Genomic DNA, 25360 nt, shown 5'->3' on the forward strand with positions numbered 1-25360 from the left:
GCGTCGTACGCTGGTCGCATGAAGAGCCCCCTGCTGTCCCTGCCCGGTGCCGTACCCGCCGAGGGCCGTGACGAAGGCGTCGCCGCGCACTACGGCGATCTGTTCCGAGAACAGCGCGCCCTCGCCGACGGCTCCGGCCTCGTCGACCTCTCGCACCGTGCCGTCGTCACCGTCACCGGCAGCGACCGGCTGGCCTGGCTGCATCTCCTGCTCACCCAGCACGTCAGCGAACTCGCCCCGGGACAGGCCACCGAGGCCCTGATCCTCACCGCGAACGGACACATCGAGCACGCCCTCTATCTCGTCGACGACGGCGAGACCGTGTGGATGCACGCCGAGCCGGGCACACAGGGCGACCTCGTCGCCTACCTGGATTCCATGAAGTTCTTCTACCGGGTCGAAGTCGCCGACCGCACCGAGGACTTCGCCGTGGTGTATCTGCCGGCCGGCTCCATCGCGGAGGTCCCGGACGGCGTGACGGTACGGGAGACGGCGTACGGCCGGGACCTGTTCCTGCCCCGCGCCGACCTGGAGAAGTACGCGGCCGCACACGGCCCCCTGGCCGGCGTCCTCGCGTACGAGGCGCTGCGCGTCGAGGCGCACCGCCCGCGCCTCGGCTTCGAGACCGATCACCGCACCATCCCGCACGAGCTGGGCTGGATCGGCACCGCCGTCCACCTCCAGAAGGGCTGCTACCGAGGCCAGGAGACCGTGGCCCGGGTGCAGAACCTGGGCAAGCCGCCGCGGCGGCTGGTCTTTCTGCACCTCGACGGCAGCGAGGTCGTCCTGCCCGGACACGGCACACCGGTACGGCTCGCCGCGGACGGCGCCGAGGGCAGGCAGCTGGGCTTCATCACCACCTCGGCCCGCCACCACGAACTGGGACCGATCGCGCTGGCCCTGGTCAAGCGGAACGTCGCGGTGGACGCGGAACTGCTCGCGGGGGACACGGCCGCCGCCCAGGAGACGGTCGTGGAGCCGTAGGACCTTCGTCCGGACCGGGCCCGACCGGGGAGCGGAGCCGATCCGGGCGAAGGGCCCCGGTCCTCCGGCTCCTGTGCGCAGATTCCCTGCGCGGGACCGTCCGCGTCGTTCCCGCCGGATGCCCCACCCGTCCGCGTCCGGACCGGGACCCGGCTCAGACCTCGACGACGACGGTGAACGGGCCGTGGTTCGTGAGCGAGACCCGCATGTCCGCCCCGAACCGGCCCGTCTCCACCCGCGCCCCCAGCGCCCGCAGCTGCGCCACCACCTCGTCGACCAGCGGTTCGGCGACCTCGCCGGGCGCGGCGGCGTTCCAGGTGGGCCTGCGCCCCTTCCGGGCGTCCCCGTAGAGAGTGAACTGCGAAATCACCAGAAGTGGTGCATTCACATCGGAGCAGGACTTCTCGCCCTCCAGGATGCGGACCGACCAGAGCTTGCGGGCGAGCTGGGCCGCCTTCTCCGCGGTGTCCCCGTGGGTGACTCCCACCAGCACACACAGTCCTTCGCCGATGATTTCGCCGACCACCTCGGGTCCGCCCGACGCGCCCGCGCCGTCGGTCACCGTGACGCTCGCACCGTCCACCCTCTGTACCACTGCACGCATACAGACCAACCTATCTTGGGCTGAACGGGTACAGAGCATCCACACAGGCCCCACTGGAGTGGCACCATGCTGGGAAGGCGGTGTGCCGACGCACCGGTCGAGGGGATGGACACAAGCATGAGTACCCATGGAACCGGGCAGTCCCCCGGCGCCGTGCCGGTCGCGCGTAACGGCACCAGTACCAGTACCGGCACCCTGCGCCCACCGGTCCAGCGGACCGGTCACGGCCTTGTGGACGGCCCACCCGCAGGACCGCAGCCGGAGCTGGAAGGCCTGCGCCTGCCGGAGCTGCGCACACTGCGCCGCGACTCGCAGCGGGACGAGGCCGACCTCAGCTATGTGCGGCGGCTGGTCCAGGGGCGGATCGACATCCTGCGGGCCGAGCTGGCCCGGCGGCTGGATCCCGAGAAGCCGGTGGTGGACCGGCTCTCCGAGATCCTCGCCGACACCCCGTCCCAGCACCGCTCCTCCGCCCGGCACGTCACACTCACCACGCCGCGCAGCGACGAGTACCGCAGGCTGGCGGCCGAGACGCTGGCCGAGGTCGAACTCTCCGACCTCGACGCCCGTACGGACGAGGAGCTGCACACCGCGATGGGGCGCTTGGTCCGCTACGAACAGCAGGTCTCCCGGCGCCGTCACCAGCTGCAACGCACCGCTGACGATTGCAGTGCCGAGATCGCCCGCAGGTACCGTGATGGTGAAGCACAAGTAGACGACCTGCTCGCCTGAAGCGACCCTTCCGGGGGCTGGTTCCGCTCGTCCCCGGAAGGCCACCATGACCTCCAGCGCCGCCGCTGCCCCCTCCGTCATATCCCCCGAGTCGCTCCCCGTGCTGGCCGAGGTCGTCCGGTCCGGCTTCGTGGAGGGCCGGCACCGGGGTTCCCTGGTCGTGCTGGCGGCGGACGGCAGTGTGGAGAAGGCACTCGGCGATCCGACGGCGCCGGTCTTCCCGCGCTCCTCCAACAAGCCGATGCAGGCCGCGGCCGTGCTGCGGGCCGGGCTCGATCTGTCCGGGGAGCGGCTGGCGCTGGCCGCCGCGAGCCACTCGGGCGAGGGCTTCCACCTCGAACTCGTCACCGCGATGCTGGCCGAGCACGGACTGACCCCCGGTGATCTGCAGACCCCGCCCGATCTGCCGCTGGACCCGGCGGAGGCGGAGACGTATCTCGCCGCGGGCCGTGTCCGGGAGCGGATCACCATGAACTGCTCCGGCAAGCACGCGGCCATGCTCGCCGCGTGCGGGGTGAACGGCTGGGACCGGGCGTCCTACCTCGACCCGGCGCACCCGCTCCAGCAGCTGGTGCACCAGGTGGTGGAGGAGGCGGCCGGCGAGCCCGTCTCGGCGGTCGGTACGGACGGCTGCGGGGCGCCGCTGATGGCGATCAGCCTGGTGGGGCTGGCGCGGGCCTTCCGCGCGTTCGTGACGGCGGATCCCGGGACGGCGGAGCGCCGGGTCGGGGACGCGATGCGGGCCCACCCCGAGTACGTGGCCGGAACCCGTCGCCCCGACACCTGGCTGATGCGGGAGGTGCCGGGCGCGCTCTCCAAGATGGGTGCGGAGGCGGTGCAGGCCGTGGCCCTGGCGGACGGCCGGGCGCTGGCCTTCAAGATCGACGACGGTGCGACACGGGCACTCGGCCCGGTGCTGGCCCGGTCGCTGCGTCTGCTCGGCATCGACGCCCCGGTGGTCTCCCGGATCGGGCACGCGCCGCTGCTGGGCGGCGGTGGCGAGGTCGGCGAGATCCGGGCCGCGTTCTGACCGGAACGGAGGCGGTGGAAAACCGGGCGACAGGCCGTGGGTCGGGTGCCTAGCGTGGGGCGCATGTGCCCCGAGGTCCGTACGATCACCGAGTCCGATTTTCCCGGCTGGCTGTGCGCCAAGCACACCGGATTCCTGCAACCGCCGAGCGTGACGGACCAGGAGGTCGCCAGCCGTCTCCGGCACACCGACCTGACCCGTACGCAGGGCGCGTTCGACGGCGGGCGGTGCGTGGCCACGTACCGTTCGTTCGCGCAGGAACTCACCGTCGTCGGCGGCGCCACGGTGCCGTCCGACGCGATCTCCAACGTGACGGTGTCGCCCACGCACCGACGCCGCGGGCTGCTCAGCCGGATGATGGCCGCGGACCTGGCGGCGGCGAAGGAACGCGGCGACGTGGTCGCCACCCTGATCGCCGCCGAGTACCCCATCTACGGGCGGTACGGCTTCGGCCCGGCGACGTGGACGACCGAGTGGGAGATCGACGTGGCGAGGGCGGGCCTCGACCCCCGCTGGTCCGGTCCCTCCGCGTCGGACGGGGGCCGGATCGACCTGGTGACCGGTGCGGACGTGCGCAAGCTGGGACCGGCCCTCCATGAACGGCTGCGCGCCCGGCAGCACGGTGCGATCAATCGTGACACCCGCTGGTGGGAGCTGAACACCGGCGAGGACCCGACCGGGCCCGGTACCTGGACGGAACCCTTCTACGCGCTCTACACCAACGCGGACGGTGAGGTCGACGGCCTGATCGCCTACCGTGCCGACGATCACTGGGGCGACGCCAAGCAGCCGCTCAACCGGGCCACGGTGCTCGGGCAGATCGCCGTCACCCCGGCCGCTGAGCGCACGCTGTGGCACTTCGTCTGCTCGATCGACTGGATCGCCACGGTCCGCACCGGCCACCGGGCCCCCGACGACCTGCTGCCCCTCCTCCTCCCGGATCCGCGCGCGGCCCGCATCGTGACCCAGGCGGACTGGCTGTGGGTACGCGTCCTGGACGTCGTACGCGCCCTGGAGGCCCGCACCTACGCGGTACCCGGCGCGCTGACCCTGGACATCCACGACGGCACGGGTCTGACCGCCGGCCGCTACCGCCTGGACGCCTCGGGGTCCGGCGCGACGTGCGTCCCCACCACTGCCGCCGCCGATCTCGCCCTGGACGTGAGGGAGTTGGGGACGCTCTACCTGGGTGACGAGTCGCCGGTCCGGCTGGCGGCCCTGGGGCGCATCGAGGAACTCACGCCGGGTGCGGTGGCACTGGCGGAAGGCATGTTCCGGGCGGCGCGACGGCCCTGGTGCCCGGACGTCTTCTGAGACGTGGAACCCCGGGGGCGAGCCCGGCGCAGGCGCTCGCGCCGCGGCCGCTCCCGGACGTCAAGTCCGGTTGAGGTCGAGGCGTACGCTTCTCGTTCATGAGCGGAGAGAAGCCCGGACCGGAATCGGCGGCGCAGGCGGGCCGCGCGCCGCACGAGCCGATGAGCCTGCGTGAGCGGAAGAAGCAGCTGACGTACCAGGCGGTCTCCGAAGCCGCGATCGCGATGTTCCTGGAGCGGGGCTTCGACAAGGTCTCGGTGGCGGAAGTGGCGGCTGCCTCGGACATCTCCAAGCCGACGTTGTTCCGGTACTTCCCGGCCAAGGAGGACCTGGTCCTGCACCGGTTCGCCGACCACGAGGACGAGGCGGCCCGTGTGGTCGCCGCCCGCGGGGAGGACGAGTCCCCGTTGGAGGCCCTGCACCGCCATTTCCTGGACGGCCTGGAGCGGCGCGACCCGGTGACCGGCCTCTGCGACATTCCGCAGGTGCTGGCGTTCCAGCGGCTGCTGTACGGGACTCCGTCCCTCGTGGCCCGCCTGTACGGCTACCAGAGCCGCTCGGAGGCGGCGCTCGCGCGTGCGCTGGGCGACCGGGTGCGGGACCGGCTGGCCGCGGGTCAGATCATCGCGGTGCTGCGCATCCTGGCCCTGGAGAACTGGCGGCGGATGGACGCGGGGGAGAGCGCGGACCGGACGTACGGGAGTGCGGTCGAGGCCGCCGAACTCGCCTTCACGCTGCTGCGGTCGGGACTCGGGGACGAGCGGTAGGCAGGAGTGGCGGTCGGGCCGCGGTCCGGAGCCGCAAGGACGGGAGCCGGACCGTCGCACCGGCGGGGAACACGTCGAATCATTGCGCGCCGGCGCCGCGACGGCACTGGTGAGAATGCCCCGCCGCACCCGCCGGCGCCGGGTGTGTCCGGCGGGGCCGCTCAGGCATGGACGTCCTTGCCGTGCAGCACCGCTTCCGCGATCTCCCGCACCCGGTCGCGCGTGATGCCGGTGCGCTGTTCCACGGCGAGCGGATGGTCGGTGGGCTCCAGCTCGATGCGGGGGCGGCGGCCGATCGGGCGGGTGTGGGCGTTCGTCTTGAGGTTGGTCGTGCGCGGCGAGTACAGCCCCAACTCGGTGCTCAGCCAGCCGAAGTAGGGCGGCTCGGACTCGCGGCCGGAGGTCTCCCACACATCGAGGGCGCGACCGAAGTTCTCCCGGCTGAGCGAGACCCAGACACCCCAGGAGAAGGGCTCCTCGCCGCCGAGGACGGGCAGTTCGATCAGGCCCTTGATGAAGTAGTGCTCGTGCCTGACGATGCACTGGTCCGAGGAAAGCATGCTGTCGGGATCGCTCTCCAGGCTCGCGTCCCAGATGTCGGGAGCCATCGTCGAATAGCCCATCGGCAGTTCCGCGTGGTGTTCGCCGCAGCAGGAGCAGGTGTAGCCGGGGTCGATAGCCATGGGCGGGATCCTAGAGCCTGTCGTACCGGCGGTGGTCGGTGTGCGAGGCCTGCGCCCCCGAGCTCGACGGCGCGTCGGGCCACGGCCACGGCCTTCGCCGTGTCACGGGCGGGCCCGCTCCACCGTTCCGGCAGTTGCATCGCCCCGGAACCGAGGCGTGGGACGGTGACGTTGCCGCCCGGTTCGAAGGTGCCGGGTCCGGGGGCCGGGGAGGGGGCCGAGGCCGGTTCTGAGCCGATCGATGGGAAGGTCGTGCGCGGCGGCATGACCACCGGGGGGCCGGATCTGCGCATTCGTTCCCCGGCCCTCGCGCCGGGGCTCAGGACCTCGTGGCCGATCGGTGCAGGACCTGTGCCAGCTCGCGCGGGCGGGAGAACATCGGCCAGTGGCCGGTGTCCATCTCCACCAGCTCCCAGTGCTCCTCGGCGGCCAGCAACTCGGCCACGACGTCATTCGGTTCGTCGCCGTCGAGCAGGCACTTGATGTACGTCGCCGGAAGCCCGTCGAGCGGACGTGCCAGTACGGCGGGCTCGGTCAGCGCGGTGCCCGGGTGCGGAGTCGAGCCGCCCACGATCCGGGCGATCTGCTCGTCGGTGAGGCCCTGGCCCTCGAAGTCGGCGGCCGTGAGCGGCGCCCAGGAGCCGCCGTTGCCCGTGATCATGGCCTCCAGCGCCGCCGGGCCGTTCCACCAGCCGGAGGCGAACGACTCACCGTCGACCGGGACCTCGGAATCGACGAAGACCACGCGGGTCAGCCGGTCACCGATCCGTTCGGCGGCCTGACCGACCGGGATGCCCGCGTAGCTGTGGCCGACCAGGACGACATCGTGGAGATCGTGGCGCTCCACCTCGTCGACGATGTCCTGGACATGGGTCTGCTGCCCTGCCCGCACATCCTGCTTCTCCGCGAGACCGGACAGCGTCACCGGATGCGTGGCGTGCCCGGCCGTGCGCAACTCGGACGCCACCTCGTCCCATGCCCACGATCCGAGCCATGCGCCTGCCACCAGTACGAATTCAGCCATGGCGGCAACGTATCGCGGAGGTGCCACCGCTCGCTCGGTTTCCAGCAGGCATCGGCTGACGCCCGGCCCGTGGTGACGCCCGGCCCGTGACGGACTCGCCGGCGCTTCGACCGTGAAGCTCCGCCCGGCCCGGATACGTGAACTCCGGGCGGACGCCCCTGTCGGCGGATAGCGTCGTGGTCACAGCGGAGGGGAGCGTGATCATGGCAGAACGTGAGGTCCCGCCTCGCGTGGTGGAGGCAGAGCGTGTCGCCTCCGAGGCGGGTTTCAAGAAGAGTTGCATCCCTGAAGTGGGGAGGCTGCTCAGGGTGGCCGCAGCCGCGAAACCCCACGGAATCATCGCGGAGAGCGGCACCGGCTCGGGCGTGGGCACCGCCTGGCTGCACAGTGGCCTCGGCGCCGGTGCCCGCCTGGTCACCGTGGAGCGGGACGAGGAGCTGGCCCGTCGAGCGGCGGGTGTCTTCGCGGACGACGAGCGGGTCGGCGTTCTCACCGGGGACTGGCGGCTGCTTGAGCAGCACGGTCCTTTCGATGTCTTCTTCTGCGACGGCGGGGGCAAGCGCGACGACCCCCGGCGCGTCGTCGAACTGCTCGCTCCCGGTGGCCTTCTCGTCCTGGACGACTTCACCCCCTCGCCCCATTGGCCGCCCCGTTTCGACGGCGAAGTGGACGAGCTCCGCATGTTCTACCTCACTCATCCAGCCCTGGACGCGACTGAAATACTCACCACACCGGCCAGTTCAGCGGTTGTTGCGGTGCGCCGCCTGTAGAGCCTCTCGCTCGGAACGGGCCGGGCCCGCGTGCCCGCATCGCCACGTCATCGGTGACCGACTGCGATGCCGGGCGTCCAGCGAGGCGTCAGCGAGGCGCAGGGCCAAGGAAAGGGCGGTGACTCGGGCCCGACCGTCCTTCTCGGGCGGGTACGGGCCCGACGCCGTCCTCGGAAACAGGGTGGGGGGACGGAGGCATGGACGAGGGCGGACTCGACGGTCAGCTGGTGTCAGCGGTGCGAGCGGGGGAGGCCGGCTCGGTGCGGTCCCTGCTGAGAGAGGGCGCGGATCCGGACGCGGCGGACGCGGACGGGCTGCCGGTGCTGTGTGCGGCCGTGGCCGCGTACGACGGGCCGGTCGCCGAGGCCCTGGTGGAGGGCGGTGCGGACCCCGACCGGCCGCTGCCGGACGGGACCACGCCGCTGTGGCGCGCCGTCGACGGCGGCTCCCCGGCGGTCGTCTCGGCGGTGCTGGGGTACGAGCCCCGCATGCGACTTTCGGAGGCCGCCCGCGAACGGCTCCTCGCCCTGGCGCGGGACTGGTACGAGACGGGCGCGGCCGAGGAACTGCGGCGCAGGACCCGCGCGCCGGGCCCCGCCGCGGTGGTGTGCGTCCAGGACGACTACCTGTACGACCACGTTGATCAGGTCTCGCTCGGCGGACTCGTCGTACGGGCCGGCCACGGTGCCGTCCTGACCTTGCTGGAGTGGGCCTTCCGCATACTCGCACCCGTCGACGAACTGGTTGCCCGCTGTGTAGAGCGGCCCGACGAGGACCATGTGAACTGGTCGGCGGTCCATCACGTCCTCGCTCAGCGGCGCAGCAACGAGACCTGGTCGGCCCTGGTGGCCCTGCGCCGTCACCCCGACCCCGTCCACCGCCGGGTTCTGGCCCGTTACCTGTGGACCAGGGCGATTCTCTGTTACGGCCCCGACCACTACGCGAAGAAGGAGAGCGAGCTCCTGGCCGCCTGGGCGGTCGAGGAGACGGACGCCGGGGCCCTCGCGCAGGTGCTCGACGCCTTCAACGAGCACGAGCACGCGGACCAGGAGGCCATCGTGCTCCGGTACGTCGACCACCCCGCTCCGCGCGTACGCAGTCAGGTGCCCGACGGTCTCCACGCACATGACGTCCCCCACGCACCCGCGGCGAGGGCCGCGTTGCTGACCCTCGCGCAGGACCCGGTCGCCGGCGTGCGGAAGAGCGCATGCACGGTGCTGGGTACGGGGAACGCGGCCACCCCGGAGACCACCCGGGCCCTGCTCTCCCTGGCCCAGGACCCGGATGCCGGTGTACGGGCGGCGGCCGCGGTGGCACTGGCCGCGTCCGGGGACCCCGCGCCCGCCGTCGCGGACGCCCTGGTCGCGCTCCTCGACGAGGATGACCAACTCGTGCGTCTGGACGCCGCCTTCGGCCTCGCCCGGCGCGACGATCCGCGCACCGAGGAGGCGATCGAGCGGGTGGGGCCCCTCGGGCCCGGCTTCGAGCACGACCACCGGGCCAGTGCGCTTTGGACGTGGAGTTTGCGGAAGTAGGACGCGACCGACGGGTCATGACCCGCCGGGTGCGCACCGGTCGCGTCCGGCACGGCCGTCCCGCGCTTTCGTCGACCGCCGACCGTTGAGGCGACGGTCCGTTCGCAACCGCGGACTCACCACCACTGCGGGGAGACTCAACGAGCGGCGGCGGCGAGGAGCGCCTTCCACCGACGCCGACCGCGATCGCCGCGCGGGCGGCCCGGGTCGGCTCGTAGCGGGCCACGACCCATGAGGGAACCGTGGGACGAGTCGAAACGGCAGGGAGTGCCTCGTCCCACGGTCCCCGTGAGGGCTTCGGTCAGCCGCCGACGTAGGCCGCGAGGTGCTCGCCGGTGAGGGTGGAGCGGGCGGCGACGAGGTCGGCGGGGGTGCCCTCGAAGACGATCCGGCCGCCGTCGTGGCCGGCCCCGGGGCCGAGGTCGATGATCCAGTCGGCATGCGCCATGACCGCCGGGTGGTGCTCGACGACGACGACCGACTTGCCGGAGTCGACGAGCCGGTCGAGCAGGCCGAGGAGCTGCTCGACGTCGGCGAGGTGGAGGCCGGTGGTCGGCTCGTCGAGGACGTAGACGCCGCCCTTCTCGGCCATGTGCGTGGCCAGCCTGAGTCGCTGCCGCTCGCCGCCGGACAGCGTGGTCAGCGGCTGGCCGAGGCTGAGGTAGCCGAGCCCGACGTCGGCGAGCCGCTGCAGGATCCTGTGCGCGGCCGGTGTCCGTGCCTCGCCCTCGCCGAAGAACTCCTCGGCCTCGGACACCGACATCGCGAGCACCTCGCTGATGTCACGGCCGCCGAGGTGGTATTCGAGGACCGATGCCTGGAACCGCTTCCCCTCGCACTCCTCGCAGGGGATGGCGACGCCCGCCATCATCGCCAGGTCGGTGTAGACGACGCCGACGCCGTTGCACGTGGGGCAGGCGCCCTCGGAGTTGGCGCTGAACAGCGCCGGCTTCACGCCGTTGACCTTGGCGAACGCCTTGCGGATCGGATCGAGCAGCCCGGTGTACGTCGCCGGGTTGCTGCGTCGGGAGCCCTTGATGGCTCCCTGGTCGACCGAGACCACACCCTCACCGGACGGGATCGATCCGTGCACGAGCGAGCTCTTGCCGGAGCCCGCCACACCGGTGACCACGCAGAGCACCCCGAGCGGGATGTCGACGTCGACGCTCCGCAGGTTGTGGGAGGTGGCGCCGCGGATCTCCAGCACCCCGGAGGGCTTGCGCACCGTCTCCTTGACGGCGGCCCGGTCGTCGAAGTGGCGGCCGGTGACGGTGTCGCCGGCCCGCAGCCCCTCGACCGTGCCCTCGAAGCAGACGGTGCCGCCCGCCGAGCCGGCGCCGGGGCCGAGGTCGACGACATGGTCGGCGATCGCGATCGTCTGCGGCTTGTGCTCCACGACGAGCACCGTGTTGCCCTTGTCCCGCAGGCGCAGGAGCAGGTCGTTCATCCGGCTGATGTCATGGGGGTGCAGGCCGGAGGTGGGCTCGTCGAAGACGTACGTCGTATCGGTGAGCGCGGAGCCGAGGTGGCGGACCATCTTGACGCGCTGCGCCTCGCCGCCCGACAGCGTGCCCGACGGGCGGTCGAGCGCGAGGTAGCCGAGGCCGATCTCCACGAACGAGTCCAGGGTCTGCCGCAGGGCGGTGAGCAGCGGTGCCACCGAAGGCTCCTCGATGCCGCGCACCCATGCGGCCAGGTCGCGGATCTCCATCGCGCAGGCGTCGGCGATGCTGAGCCGCCCGATCTTCGACGACCGGGCCCCCTCGCTGAGCCGGGTGCCGTCGCACTCGGGGCAGGTGGTGAAGGTGACCGCCCGTTCCACGAACGCGCGGATGTGCGGCTGCAGCGCCTCCTTGTCCTTGGAGAGCATCGACTTCTGGATCTTGGGGATCAGGCCCTCGTAGGTGAGGTTCACACCCTCGACCTTCACCTTGGTCGGCTCCCGGTGGAGGAAGTCCCGCATCTCCTTCTCGGTGAAATCGCGGATCGGCTTGTCCGGGTCGAGGAGGCCCGACTCGGCGTAGACCCGCACGGTCCAGAAGCTGTCCGACTTCCAGCCGGGGATGGTGAACGCGCCCTCGGCGAGCGACTTGGAGTCGTCGTAGAGCTGGGTGAGGTCGATGTCGGAGACCGTGCCGCGGCCCTCGCAGCGCGTGCACATGCCGCCGGTGCGGTTGAAGGTCGCCTTCACCGCCTTCTTGTTGCCGCGCTCGACGGTGATCGCACCGCTCGCCCGGACCGAGGCGGTGTTGAAGGAGTACGCGCTGGGCGGGCCGATGTGCGGCTTCCCGAGCCGGCTGAAGAGGATGCGCAGCATCGCGTTGGCGTCGGTGGCGGTGCCGACCGTGGAACGCGGGTCGGCGCCCATCCGCTGCTGGTCGACGATGATCGCCGTCGTCAGCCCTTCGAGCACGTCGACCTCGGGCCGCGCCGACGTCGGCATGAATCCCTGCACGAAGGCGCTGTAGGTCTCGTTGATCAGCCGCTGCGACTCCGCGGCGATCGTGTTGAACACCAGGGAGCTCTTGCCCGAGCCGGAGACACCGGTGAACACCGTCAGCCTGCGCTTCGGTATCTCGACGCTGACGTCCTTGAGGTTGTTCACGCGCGCGCCGTGCACGCGGATCAGCGCGTGGCTGTCGGCGACGTTCGGCGCAGGCGACTGCGGGTCCGTGCTCATCGTCTCTCCCTCTGTTGCGCGGGACCGCCCTCACGGTCTCCGTCGGTGTCGCCCGGCTCGTTCCGACCGGCTCTGAGCAGTACGTCCACTGCGTACCGGCCGGATTCACCGACCGCGGACCGGCGCAGGCCGGTCCGCGGTCGGCGGAGCCGGGCCGACGCAGGGCTCACCGGCTGCGGCGCTGGGCGAAGCGCAGCATGTTGCCCGCGGGGTCGCGGAAGGCGCAGTCGCGGACCCCGTACGGCTGGTCGACCGTTTCCTGGAGCACCTCGGCGCCCGAGGCCCGGATGCGCTCGAAGGCGGCGTCGCAGTCGTCGGTCGCGAAGATCACGCCGCGCAGCATGCCCTTGGCCCGCAGTTCCGCCATGGCCTGCTTGTCGGTCGGCGAGGCGTCGGGGGCGGCGGCCGGCGGTTCCAGCACGATCTCCACGTCGGGCTGCGACGGCGCGCCGACCGTCACCCAGCGCATCCCCTCGAACCCGACGTCGTCGCGCACCTCGAATCCGAGCACGTCCCGGTAGAGGGCGAGCGCCTCGTCGTGGTCGTCGACGGCGACGAAGCACTGCGAAAGCTTGATTTCCATGGACCTCACGCTACGAGCGGGCCGTGCGCTCCGCTTCTCCGTTCCTGACCGGTTCCGCTTCCTCGGCCGGCTCCTTGTCTGCGGCCGGTTCCTCCTTCCGCGTCCGGTCGTGCTCCCTGTTCCTGACCGGGCGCGTGAGGATCTTGGAGACGCACGCCGGGATGCCCGCGCCCTGTTCGTGCGCGCGCGCCCGGTACGCGCTCGGGCTCTCGCCCACCAGCTCCGTGAATCGCGAGCTGAACGACCCCAGCGACGTGCACCCGACGGCGAAGCAGACCTCCGTCACCGACAGGTCGCCGCGCCGCAGCAGGGCCTTGGCCCGCTCGATCCTGCGCGTCATCAGGTAGCTGTACGGCGTCTCCCCGAAGGCGGCGCGGAAGCTGCGGGAGAAGTGGCCGGGCGACATGTGGGACGCGCGTGCCAGCGCGGGGACATCGAGCGGTTCCGCGTACGCGCGGTCCATCAGGTCGCGGGCCCGGCGGAGCCGAACCAGGTCCGATAGCGTCACCGGTCCAGCATCGCACGGACGCCACGCGGTGCGACGCCGTCCTGGTGCGGCACGTGTCCGGTCTCGCCGAGGACGAGGCAGGTACTCCACTTCAGACGTCGACATGGCCGGTCGCATCTCCCACGACGACTTCGCGATCGCCCTGCTCGACGAGGTCGATGCTCCTCGTCACCACCGCACGCATGTCGGTGTCGAAGGGGCCTGGTCCGAGCGTCATCGGCTCGGTCAGGTGCCGCTGCCACCACAGGACCCGCCTCCTCCGCGGGCAGGCCATCCAGACCGGGACCGCCTCGACTCCGCGGAGTCAGGACACGGGTGTCCGGTCTCGCTGAGGATGAGGCAGGTTGATGCTCTGACCTGGGGTGCCTCAAGTTGAGTGAGACGCTTCTGGAGATCCCGTCTCGGTCAAGATGAGGTGTCTGGCCTTGAGTGAGGGGGCGTGTTGGCTGGCTCGGCCGGTGGGTGGTGCGCTTCGTGGGCGTCGATGAGTTCGTCCAGGTGTGCCTCTGCCCATGCGCGTGCCGCGTTGAGCAGGTCAAGGAGACTCCGGCCGAGCGACGTGAGTTCGTACTCGACGTGGCGGACGGGTCCTGCATGAACCGTTCGGACGAGGAAGCCGTCACGCTCCAGTGCCCGGAGGGACTGTGTGAGCACCTTGGATGTGATGTTCCGCAGTGGGACCCGTAGCTCGGAGAACCGGCGCGGGCCGTCCTCAAGGCACTGGATGATCATCCCGGCCCATTTGTCTCCCACTCGGAACGGCATCAGGTCAGAGGGGCAGAGCGGGTCGAACATCTCTGGGTCCAGGGGCTTGGTCACAGCGCCACCGTAGTGCGGTATCCAGGAGGTAACCATGGATGTGGCTACCTTGCTCGGGCATGTCAGCGGACAGATCTTCTTGAGGCGCGAGCGAGGTAATCCATGGGCAAGGTCCTTGTTTTCGGTGCGGGCGGGCGAGTCGGACGGGTGGCTGTCAGTGAGGCGCTCCGCCGGGGGCACCATGTCACCGCAGTCGTCCGGAACGCCTCCAGGCACCCGGACATGGAAGGTGCGGGAGTCCGTCTGGTGAGCGGTGATGTCACTGACGCAGACGCTGTCGCCGATCTCGCGGCCGGGCATGACGCCGCGATCATGGCCGCTTACGATGCTGGCGCTCAGCCGGACATCTTCTTCACAGCCGCCGCTCGCGCTCTCCTTGATGGGCTGGCACGAGCGGGGGTGGGTCGGTTGGTCGCTGTCGGCCTGGCGGCAACGCTGGAGACCAGTGAGGGGACGCCTTTGATGGACACTCCCGGTTTTCCGCAGGAATACAGGCCCCTCTGTCTCGGTCACGCGGCCGGGACAGCTGTGCTGCGTTCCTCGGCGACTTCTCTGGACTGGCTGATCATCAGCCCGGCTGGTGACTTCGATCACGCCGGGGCGGGCTCTGGCCGCTACTCCACTTCAGACGTCAACATGGCCAGTCGCATCTCCCACGACGACTTCGCGATCGCCCTGCTCGACGAGATCGATGCTCCTCGTCACCACCGCACGCATGTCGGTGTCGAAGGGGCCTGATCCGATTATGAAGCTGGCCGCGCATGCTCCAGAGCGAGGACGTCGATCATCCGGCTTGCGCGGTGTGTGACAGGGGTTCGTCCTCCCAGGTCAGATCGGCGACGATTTCCACCAAGCCGACGAGGCCGTTGCGGAGCCACGGGAGTGTGATGCCCCGGGGGCGGTGGTCCAGGTGGAAGGCTTGTTCGAACTCGATTTGGGTGGTGCCGGTGAGGTGCGCGACTTTACGTTCGGTCGCCGGTCGCTGTGCCAGGGAGATGATCAGTTTCGTGAACCTGGCGACCTGGGGGTAGTTGGCGGCCCAGAGCGAACGTCCCGTGCCGACGTTCCAGCCGGTCAAGGAGGCGCTGGGCGCGGACGACTTCTGGGGCGCGGGAGAGGTCGATCTGCTCGAAGACGTTCGCACGACCGCAGCTGAGCCAGCGCCGGTGACGGATGCAGACGTTGTCGTGAAGCCCGCGGAGGTAGACCTGGATGGGCTGGCCGTTGTTGCCGGAGCGCTCGCTGCAGAGATCGCAGGCGGCGCGCGTGTTGAAGATGAAGACGTCGGACGGAGCGACGATGTCGGGTGCGTGGTGCCGCAGCTCCGGGATGGCCCAGAGCAGGGTCGTGCGGGGCTGGCCGCTGAGTATTTCCAGCCGTTCGAGTTCGTTGAGGGGGCATTGGAGCCAGCGTGAGGGGTTGCCCATGGTGCGGAACTCGGTCTGGTTCACGGTGGCCAGACGGTTGCGGTAGGAGTCGAGGGTCTCGTTCGCGAACGGAGTGACCGGATGCGGCAGCGGACGCAGCATGGCCGGGACGAAGGGCAGCGAGGTGACCGGGGCGGGCCCTCGGTGTCGGCCGTTCATCCGGCTGCCCTTCCGCGCCGGGCTTCGCCGCGGAAGGCTCTCTCGCTGGCGTGGTCGACGTGGATCGTGTCGAGCTGGCGGCGGGTGATGCGTTTCCCTGCGAGGCGCGAGAGTCGATGAGCCCGATCGTTCACAGACTTCGCGATGCCGACCGTGCGCTCAGCGCCTACTTGTGCCGCGCTGCCTGGATCTCAACGCCCATGAGGGCTGCGGTCGGCGACTGCTAAAGGCGCCAAATTGCGACGGACTGTTACGTAGCGATGATGGAGTGTGATAAAGGTAGGGATCTTCAATCCCGGTGCCGGGATGGAAGCGGCGGGGGACGTGCCCTGATACGGGGCCGGATCGGGGGCGTCGATGGTCGACACGGCGGGCACGGGTGTTGGGGCTGGAGGCGCTAGAGCGTCCGCTGAGCCGGAGGGTCCGGACGGTTCACCGCACGCCATCTTCGAACTGGCTCCGGAAGAAGACAGTGGCTCGGACACGCTGGGCCGTTACCGGTACCAGGCGGAGGTAGCCGCCCGAGAGTGTCTCGCCATGCTCACGGAGGACGCAATTGACTTCGTCGTCTGCGAGTGGCACGAGGACTTCGTCGTGGCGTGGGCCGATGGTTCGGTGGAACTGGTATCGGTCAAGCATCGCGAAGAAAATCAGGGCACCTGGTCGCTTACGGAGTTGTGCAAGAGCGGCGGCCTTACCCATCTCTTTGACCGCTGGTGCGCATGCGAGTGTGCCGCCAATGTCCGACTCAGACTGGCGACGAACGCGGCGCTGAGTCCGATCAAGGGTAATGCCGGCACGCTGGCTCGGATGTGCGGCCCGGAGCCGGAACTCACGGATGGGCTGCCCTCTATGGCGGAGACAATCGCCCGCCAGATGCTCAAAGTTCGTTGGAAACAGCCCTATCCCAATGTCCCGGACACACCCCAGGTGAGCAAGCTCGCTGACATCCAGGTGCCAACGGGGTTCGTGGAGAGGGTCCTTCGCTTCCTCGCAGTCCTGGAGATCTCCTGCGATCCACCCCAGCGAGCGCACATCACCGACGTCAACATCCAACGGCTTCTGGTACCTGCCGTCGAGCAACTGCAGCTGGTGCATGTCGACCTTGAGAGCACCTACCGGGCCGTCGTGGACCGGATCGAGCGTGCCAACCGTGATGAGAGCGACCGCAGCCAACTTGCTGTCTACATCGCCGACCCGAGCCGCGTCCGTCACAGCACGCGGATGCAGCAGCGCATCGGCCGGCGCAGCATCACCCGCGAGATCGTCCGCCAGGCGATCGCGTACACGACGGTTCAGCTGCCCACGTTCCCCCGAGGTCAGACGCCCGTGCTCGCACCGGGAGGGGCAAAGCTCGGCCGCAAGCTGCGCCGGGGCCTGGTTCCCTTGGACGAGGCGGCGTTCGCCGAACGGCTCCGCTCCGCGTGGTACACGACCTGGTCCGAGCGCCGCTCCGGCCTGGTCGGGGATGAAACCGACCTTTTGAACCTGTCCATGGACGTGCTGGAGATGGCCTTCGAGTGCCGACGCCATGCGCGCGCTCAGGTCGCCGAGGGCAGCGAGTTCGGCAACAAGATGAACGACCTGCTGGCCGAGAAACTGAAGGTCGACGCTCTACCGTCGCCGCCGCCGTTCCTGCTCAGCAACCTGCATTTGCGGGGACTGGCCTACCAGTTGTGCGACGAGTGCCTCTTCTTCTTCTCCGTGAATTTCAACACGGATGAGGAAGCCTCATGACCCACAGCGCTGACTTCGAGACCGCGGTAGCGCGCATGCGGACGCAGCGGCGGCAGGCAGAGCAGCGTGAGGTCCACTACCACGAGGCGCGCATTCTCCTGCTCATCTCGCAGTTCACCACCCCCAAAGGGGGGCTCGACGGCCTGACAAAGCTCGCTAAACTCGACTTCCTGCTGCGCTATCCAGCGATGCTGGAACATCTCCTGCCCGCTGGCGAGGCGTCGTGGCCGGCAGGAACCGCCCCCACATCACCCGAGCGCCTCGCGGTCGAAAGCCGTATGACCCGCTACAAGTACGGTCCCTGGGACCAGCGCTACTGCAGCGTCCTCGGCTCGCTCGCCGCCCGCGGCCTGATCGTCTACAGCAACAGCGCCAGAGCCGAATTCCGCGCCACGCCGCAGGGCGCCGCCGCCGCGGCCTCTCTTGCCACAACGCCGGAATGGGCCGTTGTCGCCAGCCGGATCAAGCTGCTCAAGCGGCATTTCAACAAGTCAGGATCGGCCTTGAAGAACCTCATCTACGACCGTCTGCCCGACGCTGTCGACCGGCCCTGGCGGACGGAGATCTGACATGGCCGTCCACCTGCGCATCGTCTCTTTGACCGTCACGACCGCCGAGGCGGAGCAGACCTACCGCTTCGACCGTCCGGCCACAGTGATCACCGGCCCCATTGGCACTGGCAAGTCGAGTCTGCTGATGCTTTTCAAGCACGCCCTCGGCGGCAGTGCCATGCTCACCCCGGCGGTCCGCGACCACGTCCTGTCGGTCCAGGCCGAGGTCGCGGCTGGCGACGAACGTGTCGTCCTCCGGCGGACCATCGAGGGAGACACCGCCGACTCTGTGGATCTCCTCGATCCACACTCCCTCGCGCTGGAACGCACCCTGCCTCTGCGGGCCTCGGAAGGCGTCACCACGCTCTCCGACCACCTCCTGGACGCGCTCGGCTTCCCGCGCGAACAGATCGCCGCACGGCGAGAAGGAGCAGCGAGGCCGCAGAACCTCACCTTCAACGACCTGTACGCCTACGCCTACCTCCAGGCACGCGAGATCGACCGCCAGGTCGTCGGTCACCTGGACAGCTGGTTTGAGACCAAGCGCAGAGAGCTCTTCCGCCTGATGTTCGGGCTCACCGACAGTGCGCTCATGGAGCTCAAACGCACCAGGAACCAGCTCTTGGACACACTGAAGGCCAGAACCGCCGAGCACGGCAACGTCAGCTCCTTCCTGGCAGCCTCCGACCACCGCAGTGACGACGAACTGCGGGCCGAATTAACTCAGTTGCGCGACACCCTGGAGCGCGCATCGTCCGCCCTGGCCAGCCTCCGCACCGAACTTCAGGAACAGACCGCCGCCGACACCGCGGTGCGTGACGAGCTGCAGAACGCCATCCGCGCCGCGCGGCAGACCGAAGAAGAAGTGTCCGCGGCCGCCGACCTCGTGGAGGCGCGGCATGCCGTCGTTGCTCAGGTACAGCTCGACCTCTCCCGTCTCGCACGGTCGGTCACAGCCATCGACCAGCTCTCCCCTTTCGAGTTCGTCGTCTGCCCGCGGTGCATGCAGTCGCTGGCAGCCCGGGCCGTCGAGGACGGTCACTGCCTCGTCTGTCTCCAACCCGACCCCGTCGAGGCCGACATCGACCCGGCTGCCATCGAAGAGACACACACGGCCCTGCAGCAGCAGCTTGAGGACGCACAGCGCATCCAGCAGTCGGACGAGGCGCACCTGCAGACCGTCCAGGAGCGGTCGCAGCAACTCAGCTTCGCCGTCACCAGCCTGCGCCGAGAGCTCGACGCCCAGACCCGTGATGCGGTCGCCCCGCGCTTCGACGCCATCGCCGAGGCCAGCTCCCGCGTCGCCTCGCTCAAGGCCAGCATTGATGCCATCACCCAACTGCGCGAATCCTGGGCACGGGTGCGCACCATCGACGCGGACATCCGCTCACTCAAGGCCGACCGCCGACAGGTGAACAAAGACATCAAGGAGAAGTCCGAGCAGCTCAAGGCCAACCAGACTCTGCTCGGTGATCTCAGCACTGAGTTCAGCCGACTGCTCACCAGCTGGAACCTGCCGTGGGTCGACACGGCCGTCATCGACCGCGACACCTACCTGCCGGTGGTCAACGGACGGCCGTTCGAGACCCTGCAGGCTTCCGGCGGGGGCATCGCCACCTCCGTCAACCTCGCCTACAGCCTCACGCTCCTTGCCTTCGGACTCGACCACTCCGACGTCCTCGTTCCATCGCTCCTCGTGATCGATTCACCGCGCAAGGCATTTGGTAACAACGCCTCCGACCGGCAACGCGCGGCCGAGATCTACAGTCGCTTCAGGACGCTGGCTGACGCATATGGCGAACGCTTGCAACTGATCATCGCCGACAATGACCCCCCGCCCATCACCAGCGACTCCTTCGGCAAGGTGGAGTTCGACTACGAGAACCCCATGGTGCCCGGTGTGGATCACCCCGGCCCTGATCAGGTCACTCGCATCGAGAGCCAGCTAGATAGCTGACGTTCTGGGTGTCTCGCGAGAGGCGGTACGCAAGTGGCGGTCCCCGGTTCGCCGCGAACCGGCGGGAGAGCCTGGCGGCAATTGGCCGACGTCACCGCCCCGAGGGTCAGTAGGGTGGCTTCATGCCGAAGAACGAACCGTTCATCATCGACGGAGTCACTTACGAGCGCGATTCAGCTCCGGGAGAGGGCGGATCGGCCGTGGTGTGGAAGGCTCGCCGTAAGCCGGACGGTCAGGTGTTCGCAGTCAAACGGATTAAGAAGGCCCGCGACGCGGACTCCGCTCGTAACAAGCGTTTCAAGCAGGAGATCGAGTACGGGCAGACATCGAGCCACCCGAACGTCGTGAGTATCCACGCGCGCTCCGAGGACGCGAACTTCTTCTACTACGTCATGGACTTCTACCCTATGACGCTGCGAAACGTGATCAACGACGAAACCGATGCTGACGTGCTTCTCGACTACGCGCGTCAGCTCTGCGATGCGCTCGCGTACGTGCACGGTGACGGCATAGTGCATCGCGACATCAAACCTGAGAATGTCCTCGTCGATCCTGATGCGCGTCGGCTCGTCCTGGCTGACTTCGGCATCGCACATTTCAAGGACTCCTCGCTCACGAATCGCGGGGACCTCCTAGTGAACCGGAACTACCTCGCTCCCGAGCAGATGGTGAGGAACAACGCCCTGGGTATCGGTAAGCCGGCGGACATCTTTGCACTCGGCCTCGTCATAACCGAGATGTTCACGAAGCAGAACGCCCGAGGGCGGCGACACGCGCTTGTGCGTGACCGCTACCCCTTCTTGGCCGACCTTGACCTGATCATTGAACAGATGCTGCTCCAAGATGAGGCGCAGCGGCTCCGCATCGACACCGTACGCGGCATGCTTCGGGTAACCCTCCAGCGGCTCGACTCGGCAATCGAGGAGGTCTCCGATGATCTGCGCCCCAACGAAGCGTCCGCCGACAGCTCGTCCGGCGAGGTCGAGCGGATCCTCGGCCGTGCCGCCAGAGACGTGCTGTCGGCGAAGCATATCTTCGAGCGGGTCGCCGACGGAGAGCTCGACCGATTCAACCTCAACTATCACTGCGAGGTTGCGTACCGGGTGAGCACGGTGCTGTTCAATACATGTGCTCAAGCCGTTATATATGCTTCGTGCAAGGCGAAGTTCGACTATGAGGGCGCCGGGCGGTGGGACGAGAACGACGACGCCCTCGTGTTGTCGGCCGCCAAGCCGGGACTCCAACGCGAACTGGAGACGATTCTGGCTGATTTCCCCCTCCCCCGCTCCTCCCTCTGGGGCGGTCTGCCACGGCGGTCGGCTCACTTGTTCCGGTTCTGCAAGGACTACCACTGCAAAGAGCTGCTGACGAGCATCCGCGAATCTGTCTACGGTGACGGCAATGGATCGTTGCGGGCGAATCTGATCAGCGCCCCGATCCTCTGGATCACCCGCTGGATGCGTACGAAACTGGACACCGACTACCTGGAGTTCAACAAAACAGTTCGCGAGGAAATCGGTTTCGAGCGCCACCTCTCGGTGGTCTGGGACGAGACGCTTCCGTTGGATTCGGCCCGAGAAGCGGTGGGAGTGGATCTGTTGACCGAGCCGCTCAACGCCGACAGGGTCGCCGGCACACTGCAGGCGCTTGAAGCTAAGTGGGATGTCTCCGTGGGAGAGCTCGTAGACGGTGAGTACTCGGTCATGTTCCGGTCACGCAACACGTACCGCTGCTTCCACGACGTGGCGCTCAGCCTCGCGGAACCGGGCTCAGTATTCGAAGCCGACGTCCTCAATCTGCTCCGCCCTGAGGCCGAGTTCGACGACCTCGTCGCACTCACATGGGATCGGGACTTCGACGTGGCCACTACGCTCGGGAAGGTCCTCGGCGCCCTCACGCGCTAGTGTCCTGAGTCCAAAGTTCAAGGGCGGTCATAGGGCGGGGTGGTGCCTGGTTCGAAGCCGTTGTCGCTGGAGTTGTCCGATCGCGAACGACAGGTGCTGCGTGGCCGGTTGCGTAAGCGGACGGCGTCTCAGGCGTTGGTGTTGCGGTCGAGGATCGTGCTGGCGTGTGCGGAGGGTCGGGCGAGCGCGCAGGCCGCGCTCGATCTGGGTGGGCTGGACCTGCTGCTACGTTCGGAGATCCAGCCGACCAGGGACGATGCGGCTATCTGGCGCCGGGGCCGTCCTGGACACCCATCGCCTCGCAGCTTCTCCAAGCTGCCGACCTGCCCGAAGCGCGGAAGCGTCTGACCCACTCGTCCAGCGACTGTGCGACGCGGCGTTCAGGCCTGTGGCTGAACCGTCTTGAGCATCTGCAGGGCGACACGGATTTCTTCGACCGCACTGGCGCGGTCGTCATCCATCTCGTGAAAGTGCATCGTCTCGTTGCGGATCGTTCTGACTCGGTCCAAGCGCTCGGTGAAGCGCACCTGGGGGAACTGCCAGCCCGTCGCCTCCCACACGTCGGAACGTTTCAACAGCTGCACGTAGTCGCTGAAGTTCATCCCCTTCGTCGCGAGTTTCTGGATCTTGGTCGGGTCGCCCGGCAGGCCGTACTCGCCGGTCGTCTCCTTGATCCGGCGCAGGGCGAGGATGAGGGCGCGGCGCAGTCGGCGTTCCAGTTCCTCCAGGAGGGCGTAGGGCCGCAGCTCCTGTTCGAATCGGTGGGCTAGATCGTGCCCTGTCACGATGCCCGACAGGGTCCCGTCCGGGTTGACGACGAACACGCAGCCGTGGTCCGCGACGTTGACTAGGCAGTCCACCAGGGGGTCGTCAGTACGTACCGATCGGACCTTCAGAACAGCAGCATCCTTGACCAGCGCGTTCGTGGGGCGATTCGTCGCGCCGATTTCCCGCCAGGTGATGGAGCCACGTAGGTGACCGTCATCGTCGAGAACGGGTAGCTGATCGAAGGAGTGCTCGGACATGATCTCTATAGCGAGGTTCAGCGGGTCGGACAGGCGGACCGACTTCAGGCGACTGCGGGCTGAGGGAAGCCGTCCCACCGTCACCACCACCGGGACTGTTCGCGGAGCCTGCTGCTCATCTCCGTCCTCGTCTTCGTCCCCTTCCACAGCGCCGATCGCCGTCCCAGCGTCGGTCGCTGTGTCCTCGTCGGGAACGTCGAGGAGTTCAGGTCCTGGATCGTCAGGTTCTACGGTTTCCAGTTCGAGGGCACCCGTCTCTTGCCCCAGGAGCTGCCGCTCGGCTTCCGGGGCCTGCCCGATGGGGATGACACGGATGGTGTGGTCGATCGGGACCTCGGTAAAAGGCGGGACGGTCGAGAGGCCGAACTCAGCCAGATCACGCCGGATGGTGGCTATGGCCTTGGACGAGCGGCTCACGACGTCCCAGATGCTTAGGAAGTCGCGTACGGCAAGTTCTATGGGGCGGCCCTTGGCTGCTTCAGCCACTTTCTCGGCCAGGGCAGCCGGGCCTTCCAGGAGCCTCAAGTGCTTGGGAGCGTCGGGGTTTCCCGGATCAGGGCTGCCATTGGCAAGGGCGGTGAGCCGGGATGCTGCGTCGAGACGGCGCAGCTCGCTCACCGTGAGGAGTGAGCCGAGCGTGGCACGCAGGTCCGCACGAAACTCGGAGCGTGGCACATCGGTACGGCTCCAGGTAACAGTGCGTACGTGGCGCAACCCGGGGGGCGAGTCAGCCCGGTATTGGTAGTCGCCGGTGAGGTACCCGATCGCAACGCTGCTGGCCTTCAGAGGGAGCACGATGATGTCGCCAGGAGTTAGAACGGCACGAAAGCGCCACAACTGGCCTTGCCAGTTGCTCAGGACCCGCGGGTTTTCGCGTGGGTAAGCCTTGTCGATCTCTGTGCGGAGGTCGTCCCAGGATGAGCAGTGGGTGAGGTCACCGACCTCGGGCCAGCCAGCGATAGTTAGGCCTTCGCTGAGTGAGGCGTCCTCGCGTTCGCCGTCAGCCCCGGCCCGGATCATCCATGCCTTCACCACGCAGCCCCCTCAGGCAGGTCACTGGAAAACGTACTCGTCTGAGTATCGCGGGCTTGGCCAGGGGGAGGGTACTTGGGCTATGGGAGTAGCCGGGACGCCGGTTGCCTGGCGCACGTGAGCGCCGGGTCAGCGCGTCGGCAAAGGTTCCTTTCCTCTGTAGGCGACGGTCCAGTGAGGAGCATCCTGCCTTCCCGCATCGCCTTGAGGCCGCAGCAGCGGCACGACAGATGTCCTGCAAATACGACACCTATCGTGCTCAGGCTCGCCCCTCCGTGCGAGTGGTGTGGCGCACTTTTGCAAGCGGGTGCTTGCAAAAGTTAGCAAGAGTGGCGCACCATCGATGTATGGCATCTCTCAACGTCGGCAATCTCGGTGAGTACCTGCGCGAGCAGCGGCGCAACGCGCAGCTGTCGCTGCGGCAGCTCGCCGATGCCGCCGGGGTGTCCAATCCCTACCTCAGCCAGATCGAGCGTGGGCTGCGCAAGCCGAGCGCCGAGGTGCTGCAGCAGGTCGCCAAGGCGCTGCGGATCTCCGCCGAGACCCTGTATGTGCGGGCCGGGATTCTGGATGAGCGGGAGCGGGAGGAGCTGGAGACGCGGGCGGTGATTCTGGCCGACCCGTCCATAAACGAGCGGCAGAAGAGTGTGCTGCTGCAGATCTACGACTCCTTCCGCAGGGAGAACGGGTTCGAGCCCGGACCGGAATCCGGCGTCGGAGCCGGATCGGAGACCGGCGGCGAGTCCGGATCGGGTGCCGGTGCGGACGGCCGCCCCGGTGCCGACGGCCACCGCACGGCCGACGGCAGCGATGCCGACCCGGCTTCAAAGCCTTCAAAACCCTCACACTGAGTCTGATGATCCGGGAGGACCACAGTCATGGCCATCACCGATGACCTGCGCAAGACCCTCACCGACCCGACCCCCCTCTACTTCGCCGCCGGTACGGCCGACCTCGCCGTGGAGCAGGCGCGCAAGGTCCCGGCGCTGATCGAGCAGCTGCGTGCCGAGGCGCCGGAGCGCATCGAGGCCGTGCGCAACGCCGACCCCAAGGCCGTGCAGGAGAAGGTGACCACGCAGGCCAAGGAGGCGCAGGCCACCGTGCAGGCCAAGGTCACCGAGGTGATCGGGTCGTTCGACAGCGATCTGCGGAAGCTGGGCGAGAGTGCCCAGGACCTGGCGATGCGGAGCCTGGGAGTGGCCGCGGAGTACGCGGTCCGGGCCCGGGAGACGTACGAGAAGGTCGCCGAGCGCGGTGAGCAGACCGTGAGGAACTGGCGTGGCGAGACGGCCGACGAGATCGTGGAGATCGCCGTCGTCGTCGAACCGCGCAAGGAGTCCAGGCCCACAGGCACCGCGAAGACGGAGCCGGCCGCCAGGCCGGGGCAGACCGCCAAGCCGGGGCCGGCCAAGGCCTCGCCCGCTCCGAAGGCCGTCAAGCCGGAGAGCAAGGCCCCGGCCGCGTCCGCCAAGAAGGCGCCCGCGCGCAAGCCGGCCGCGAAGAAGACCACTCCGCCGACCGCGAAGTAGGGTCGT

At 68.6% G+C, this 25360-nt stretch carries 24 protein-coding genes; 14 read left to right on the top strand and 10 right to left on the bottom strand.

What is annotated here, in order from left to right:
- Nucleotides 1-18: 18 nt before the first annotated feature.
- Nucleotides 19-984: a YgfZ/GcvT domain-containing protein gene (locus ACIRP2_RS06915; RefSeq protein ID WP_404247339.1), complete on the top strand. Its 966-nt coding sequence runs from the start codon at nucleotides 19-21 to the stop codon at nucleotides 982-984.
- Between the two features lie 154 nt (nucleotides 985-1138).
- Here the strand turns inward: ACIRP2_RS06915 and dtd are convergent, their stop codons facing one another.
- Nucleotides 1139-1588, bottom strand: coding sequence for a D-aminoacyl-tRNA deacylase (gene dtd, locus ACIRP2_RS06920; RefSeq protein ID WP_404247341.1), 450 nt, complete (start codon nucleotides 1586-1588; stop codon nucleotides 1139-1141).
- A gap of 117 nt (nucleotides 1589-1705) precedes the next feature.
- Here dtd and ACIRP2_RS06925 point away from each other — a divergent pair, with 117 nt between their 5' ends.
- The 4 genes from ACIRP2_RS06925 (at nucleotide 1706) to ACIRP2_RS06940 (ending at nucleotide 5431) form a co-directional block, all read left to right on the top strand.
- Nucleotides 1706-2320 (top strand): ABC transporter substrate-binding protein, encoded by a 615-nt coding sequence (locus tag ACIRP2_RS06925; protein WP_404247343.1) that lies wholly within the window; start codon nucleotides 1706-1708, stop codon nucleotides 2318-2320.
- A 46-nt stretch (nucleotides 2321-2366) separates the two neighbouring features.
- On the top strand, nucleotides 2367-3350 hold the full coding sequence (locus ACIRP2_RS06930) for an asparaginase (protein ID WP_404247345.1): 984 nt from the start codon (nucleotides 2367-2369) through the stop codon (nucleotides 3348-3350).
- 63 nt (nucleotides 3351-3413) lie between these two features.
- Nucleotides 3414-4664 carry a GNAT family N-acetyltransferase gene (locus ACIRP2_RS06935; RefSeq protein WP_404247347.1) on the top strand — a complete coding sequence of 417 codons (1251 nt, stop codon included), beginning with the start codon at nucleotides 3414-3416 and terminating at the stop codon, nucleotides 4662-4664.
- Between the two features lie 98 nt (nucleotides 4665-4762).
- Complete coding sequence (locus ACIRP2_RS06940; protein ID WP_404247349.1) at nucleotides 4763-5431, top strand: TetR/AcrR family transcriptional regulator; 669 nt, start codon at nucleotides 4763-4765, stop codon at nucleotides 5429-5431.
- A 161-nt stretch (nucleotides 5432-5592) separates the two neighbouring features.
- Here ACIRP2_RS06940 and ACIRP2_RS06945 read toward each other — a convergent pair whose 3' ends face one another.
- Together ACIRP2_RS06945 and ACIRP2_RS06950 are read right to left on the bottom strand one after the other, a co-directional pair.
- Nucleotides 5593-6114 carry a DUF2199 domain-containing protein gene (locus tag ACIRP2_RS06945; RefSeq protein ID WP_404247351.1) on the bottom strand — a complete coding sequence of 174 codons (522 nt, stop codon included), beginning with the start codon at nucleotides 6112-6114 and terminating at the stop codon, nucleotides 5593-5595.
- 319 nt (nucleotides 6115-6433) lie between these two features.
- Entirely contained in the window at nucleotides 6434-7138 is a 705-nt protein-coding gene (locus ACIRP2_RS06950) for an alpha/beta fold hydrolase (RefSeq protein ID WP_404247353.1), read from the bottom strand.
- Nucleotides 7139-7341: 203 nt separating this feature from the next.
- Between ACIRP2_RS06950 and ACIRP2_RS06955 the strand changes: the two genes are divergently transcribed.
- Together ACIRP2_RS06955 and ACIRP2_RS06960 are read left to right on the top strand one after the other, a co-directional pair.
- Entirely contained in the window at nucleotides 7342-7908 is a 567-nt protein-coding gene (locus ACIRP2_RS06955; RefSeq protein ID WP_404247355.1) for an O-methyltransferase, read from the top strand.
- Nucleotides 7909-8105: 197 nt separating this feature from the next.
- A complete protein-coding gene (locus tag ACIRP2_RS06960) occupies nucleotides 8106-9443 on the top strand; it encodes a HEAT repeat domain-containing protein (protein ID WP_404247357.1) in 1338 nt (445 codons plus the stop codon).
- 301 nt (nucleotides 9444-9744) lie between these two features.
- On the opposite strand, the gene ACIRP2_RS06965 is transcribed toward ACIRP2_RS06960, so the two are convergent.
- The 5 genes from ACIRP2_RS06965 to ACIRP2_RS06985 all read right to left on the bottom strand — a co-directional run bounded on the left by ACIRP2_RS06965 (nucleotide 9745) and on the right by ACIRP2_RS06985 (nucleotide 14033).
- Nucleotides 9745-12123, bottom strand: coding sequence for an ATP-binding cassette domain-containing protein (locus ACIRP2_RS06965; RefSeq protein WP_404247359.1), 2379 nt, complete (start codon nucleotides 12121-12123; stop codon nucleotides 9745-9747).
- 166 nt (nucleotides 12124-12289) lie between these two features.
- Nucleotides 12290-12706: a VOC family protein gene (locus tag ACIRP2_RS06970; RefSeq protein WP_404247361.1), complete on the bottom strand. Its 417-nt coding sequence runs from the start codon at nucleotides 12704-12706 to the stop codon at nucleotides 12290-12292.
- A 10-nt stretch (nucleotides 12707-12716) separates the two neighbouring features.
- On the bottom strand, nucleotides 12717-13169 hold the full coding sequence (locus ACIRP2_RS06975; protein ID WP_404249363.1) for a helix-turn-helix transcriptional regulator: 453 nt from the start codon (nucleotides 13167-13169) through the stop codon (nucleotides 12717-12719).
- A 136-nt stretch (nucleotides 13170-13305) separates the two neighbouring features.
- Nucleotides 13306-13431 carry a hypothetical protein gene (locus ACIRP2_RS06980; protein ID WP_404247363.1) on the bottom strand — a complete coding sequence of 42 codons (126 nt, stop codon included), beginning with the start codon at nucleotides 13429-13431 and terminating at the stop codon, nucleotides 13306-13308.
- 188 nt (nucleotides 13432-13619) lie between these two features.
- Nucleotides 13620-14033 (bottom strand): winged helix-turn-helix transcriptional regulator, encoded by a 414-nt coding sequence (locus ACIRP2_RS06985; protein WP_404247365.1) that lies wholly within the window; start codon nucleotides 14031-14033, stop codon nucleotides 13620-13622.
- A 102-nt stretch (nucleotides 14034-14135) separates the two neighbouring features.
- On the opposite strand from ACIRP2_RS06985, the gene ACIRP2_RS06990 reads away from it, so the two are divergent.
- Nucleotides 14136-14771, top strand: coding sequence for an NAD(P)-dependent oxidoreductase (locus tag ACIRP2_RS06990; protein ID WP_404247367.1), 636 nt, complete (start codon nucleotides 14136-14138; stop codon nucleotides 14769-14771).
- 224 nt (nucleotides 14772-14995) lie between these two features.
- On the opposite strand, the gene ACIRP2_RS06995 is transcribed toward ACIRP2_RS06990, so the two are convergent.
- A complete protein-coding gene (locus ACIRP2_RS06995; RefSeq protein WP_404247369.1) occupies nucleotides 14996-15619 on the bottom strand; it encodes a hypothetical protein in 624 nt (207 codons plus the stop codon).
- Nucleotides 15620-15976: 357 nt separating this feature from the next.
- On the opposite strand from ACIRP2_RS06995, the gene ACIRP2_RS07000 reads away from it, so the two are divergent.
- The 4 genes from ACIRP2_RS07000 (at nucleotide 15977) to ACIRP2_RS07015 (ending at nucleotide 21768) form a co-directional block, all read left to right on the top strand.
- Entirely contained in the window at nucleotides 15977-17356 is a 1380-nt protein-coding gene (locus ACIRP2_RS07000) for a dsDNA nuclease domain-containing protein (RefSeq protein ID WP_404247371.1), read from the top strand.
- Nucleotides 17353-17925, top strand: a complete 573-nt coding sequence (locus ACIRP2_RS07005) for a hypothetical protein (protein ID WP_404247373.1) — start codon at nucleotides 17353-17355, stop codon at nucleotides 17923-17925. The genes ACIRP2_RS07000 and ACIRP2_RS07005 overlap by 4 nt, the downstream gene beginning before the upstream one ends.
- Before the next feature lies 1 nt (nucleotide 17926).
- A complete protein-coding gene (locus ACIRP2_RS07010) occupies nucleotides 17927-19864 on the top strand; it encodes an AAA family ATPase (RefSeq protein WP_404247375.1) in 1938 nt (645 codons plus the stop codon).
- A gap of 122 nt (nucleotides 19865-19986) precedes the next feature.
- Nucleotides 19987-21768 (top strand): serine/threonine-protein kinase, encoded by a 1782-nt coding sequence (locus tag ACIRP2_RS07015; protein WP_404247377.1) that lies wholly within the window; start codon nucleotides 19987-19989, stop codon nucleotides 21766-21768.
- A 380-nt stretch (nucleotides 21769-22148) separates the two neighbouring features.
- Here the strand turns inward: ACIRP2_RS07015 and ACIRP2_RS07020 are convergent, their stop codons facing one another.
- Nucleotides 22149-23828, bottom strand: coding sequence for a CBS domain-containing protein (locus ACIRP2_RS07020; protein ID WP_404247379.1), 1680 nt, complete (start codon nucleotides 23826-23828; stop codon nucleotides 22149-22151).
- A 344-nt stretch (nucleotides 23829-24172) separates the two neighbouring features.
- Here ACIRP2_RS07020 and ACIRP2_RS07025 point away from each other — a divergent pair, with 344 nt between their 5' ends.
- Both ACIRP2_RS07025 and ACIRP2_RS07030 read left to right on the top strand, forming a co-directional pair.
- Nucleotides 24173-24676: a helix-turn-helix domain-containing protein gene (locus tag ACIRP2_RS07025; RefSeq protein ID WP_404247381.1), complete on the top strand. Its 504-nt coding sequence runs from the start codon at nucleotides 24173-24175 to the stop codon at nucleotides 24674-24676.
- Nucleotides 24677-24703: 27 nt separating this feature from the next.
- On the top strand, nucleotides 24704-25354 hold the full coding sequence (locus ACIRP2_RS07030; RefSeq protein WP_404247383.1) for a hypothetical protein: 651 nt from the start codon (nucleotides 24704-24706) through the stop codon (nucleotides 25352-25354).
- Nucleotides 25355-25360: the final 6 nt, after the last annotated feature.

Source organism: Streptomyces sp. NPDC101194 (assembly GCF_044767885.1).
In the GTDB taxonomy this organism is placed as follows: Bacteria; Actinomycetota; Actinomycetes; order Streptomycetales; family Streptomycetaceae; genus Streptomyces.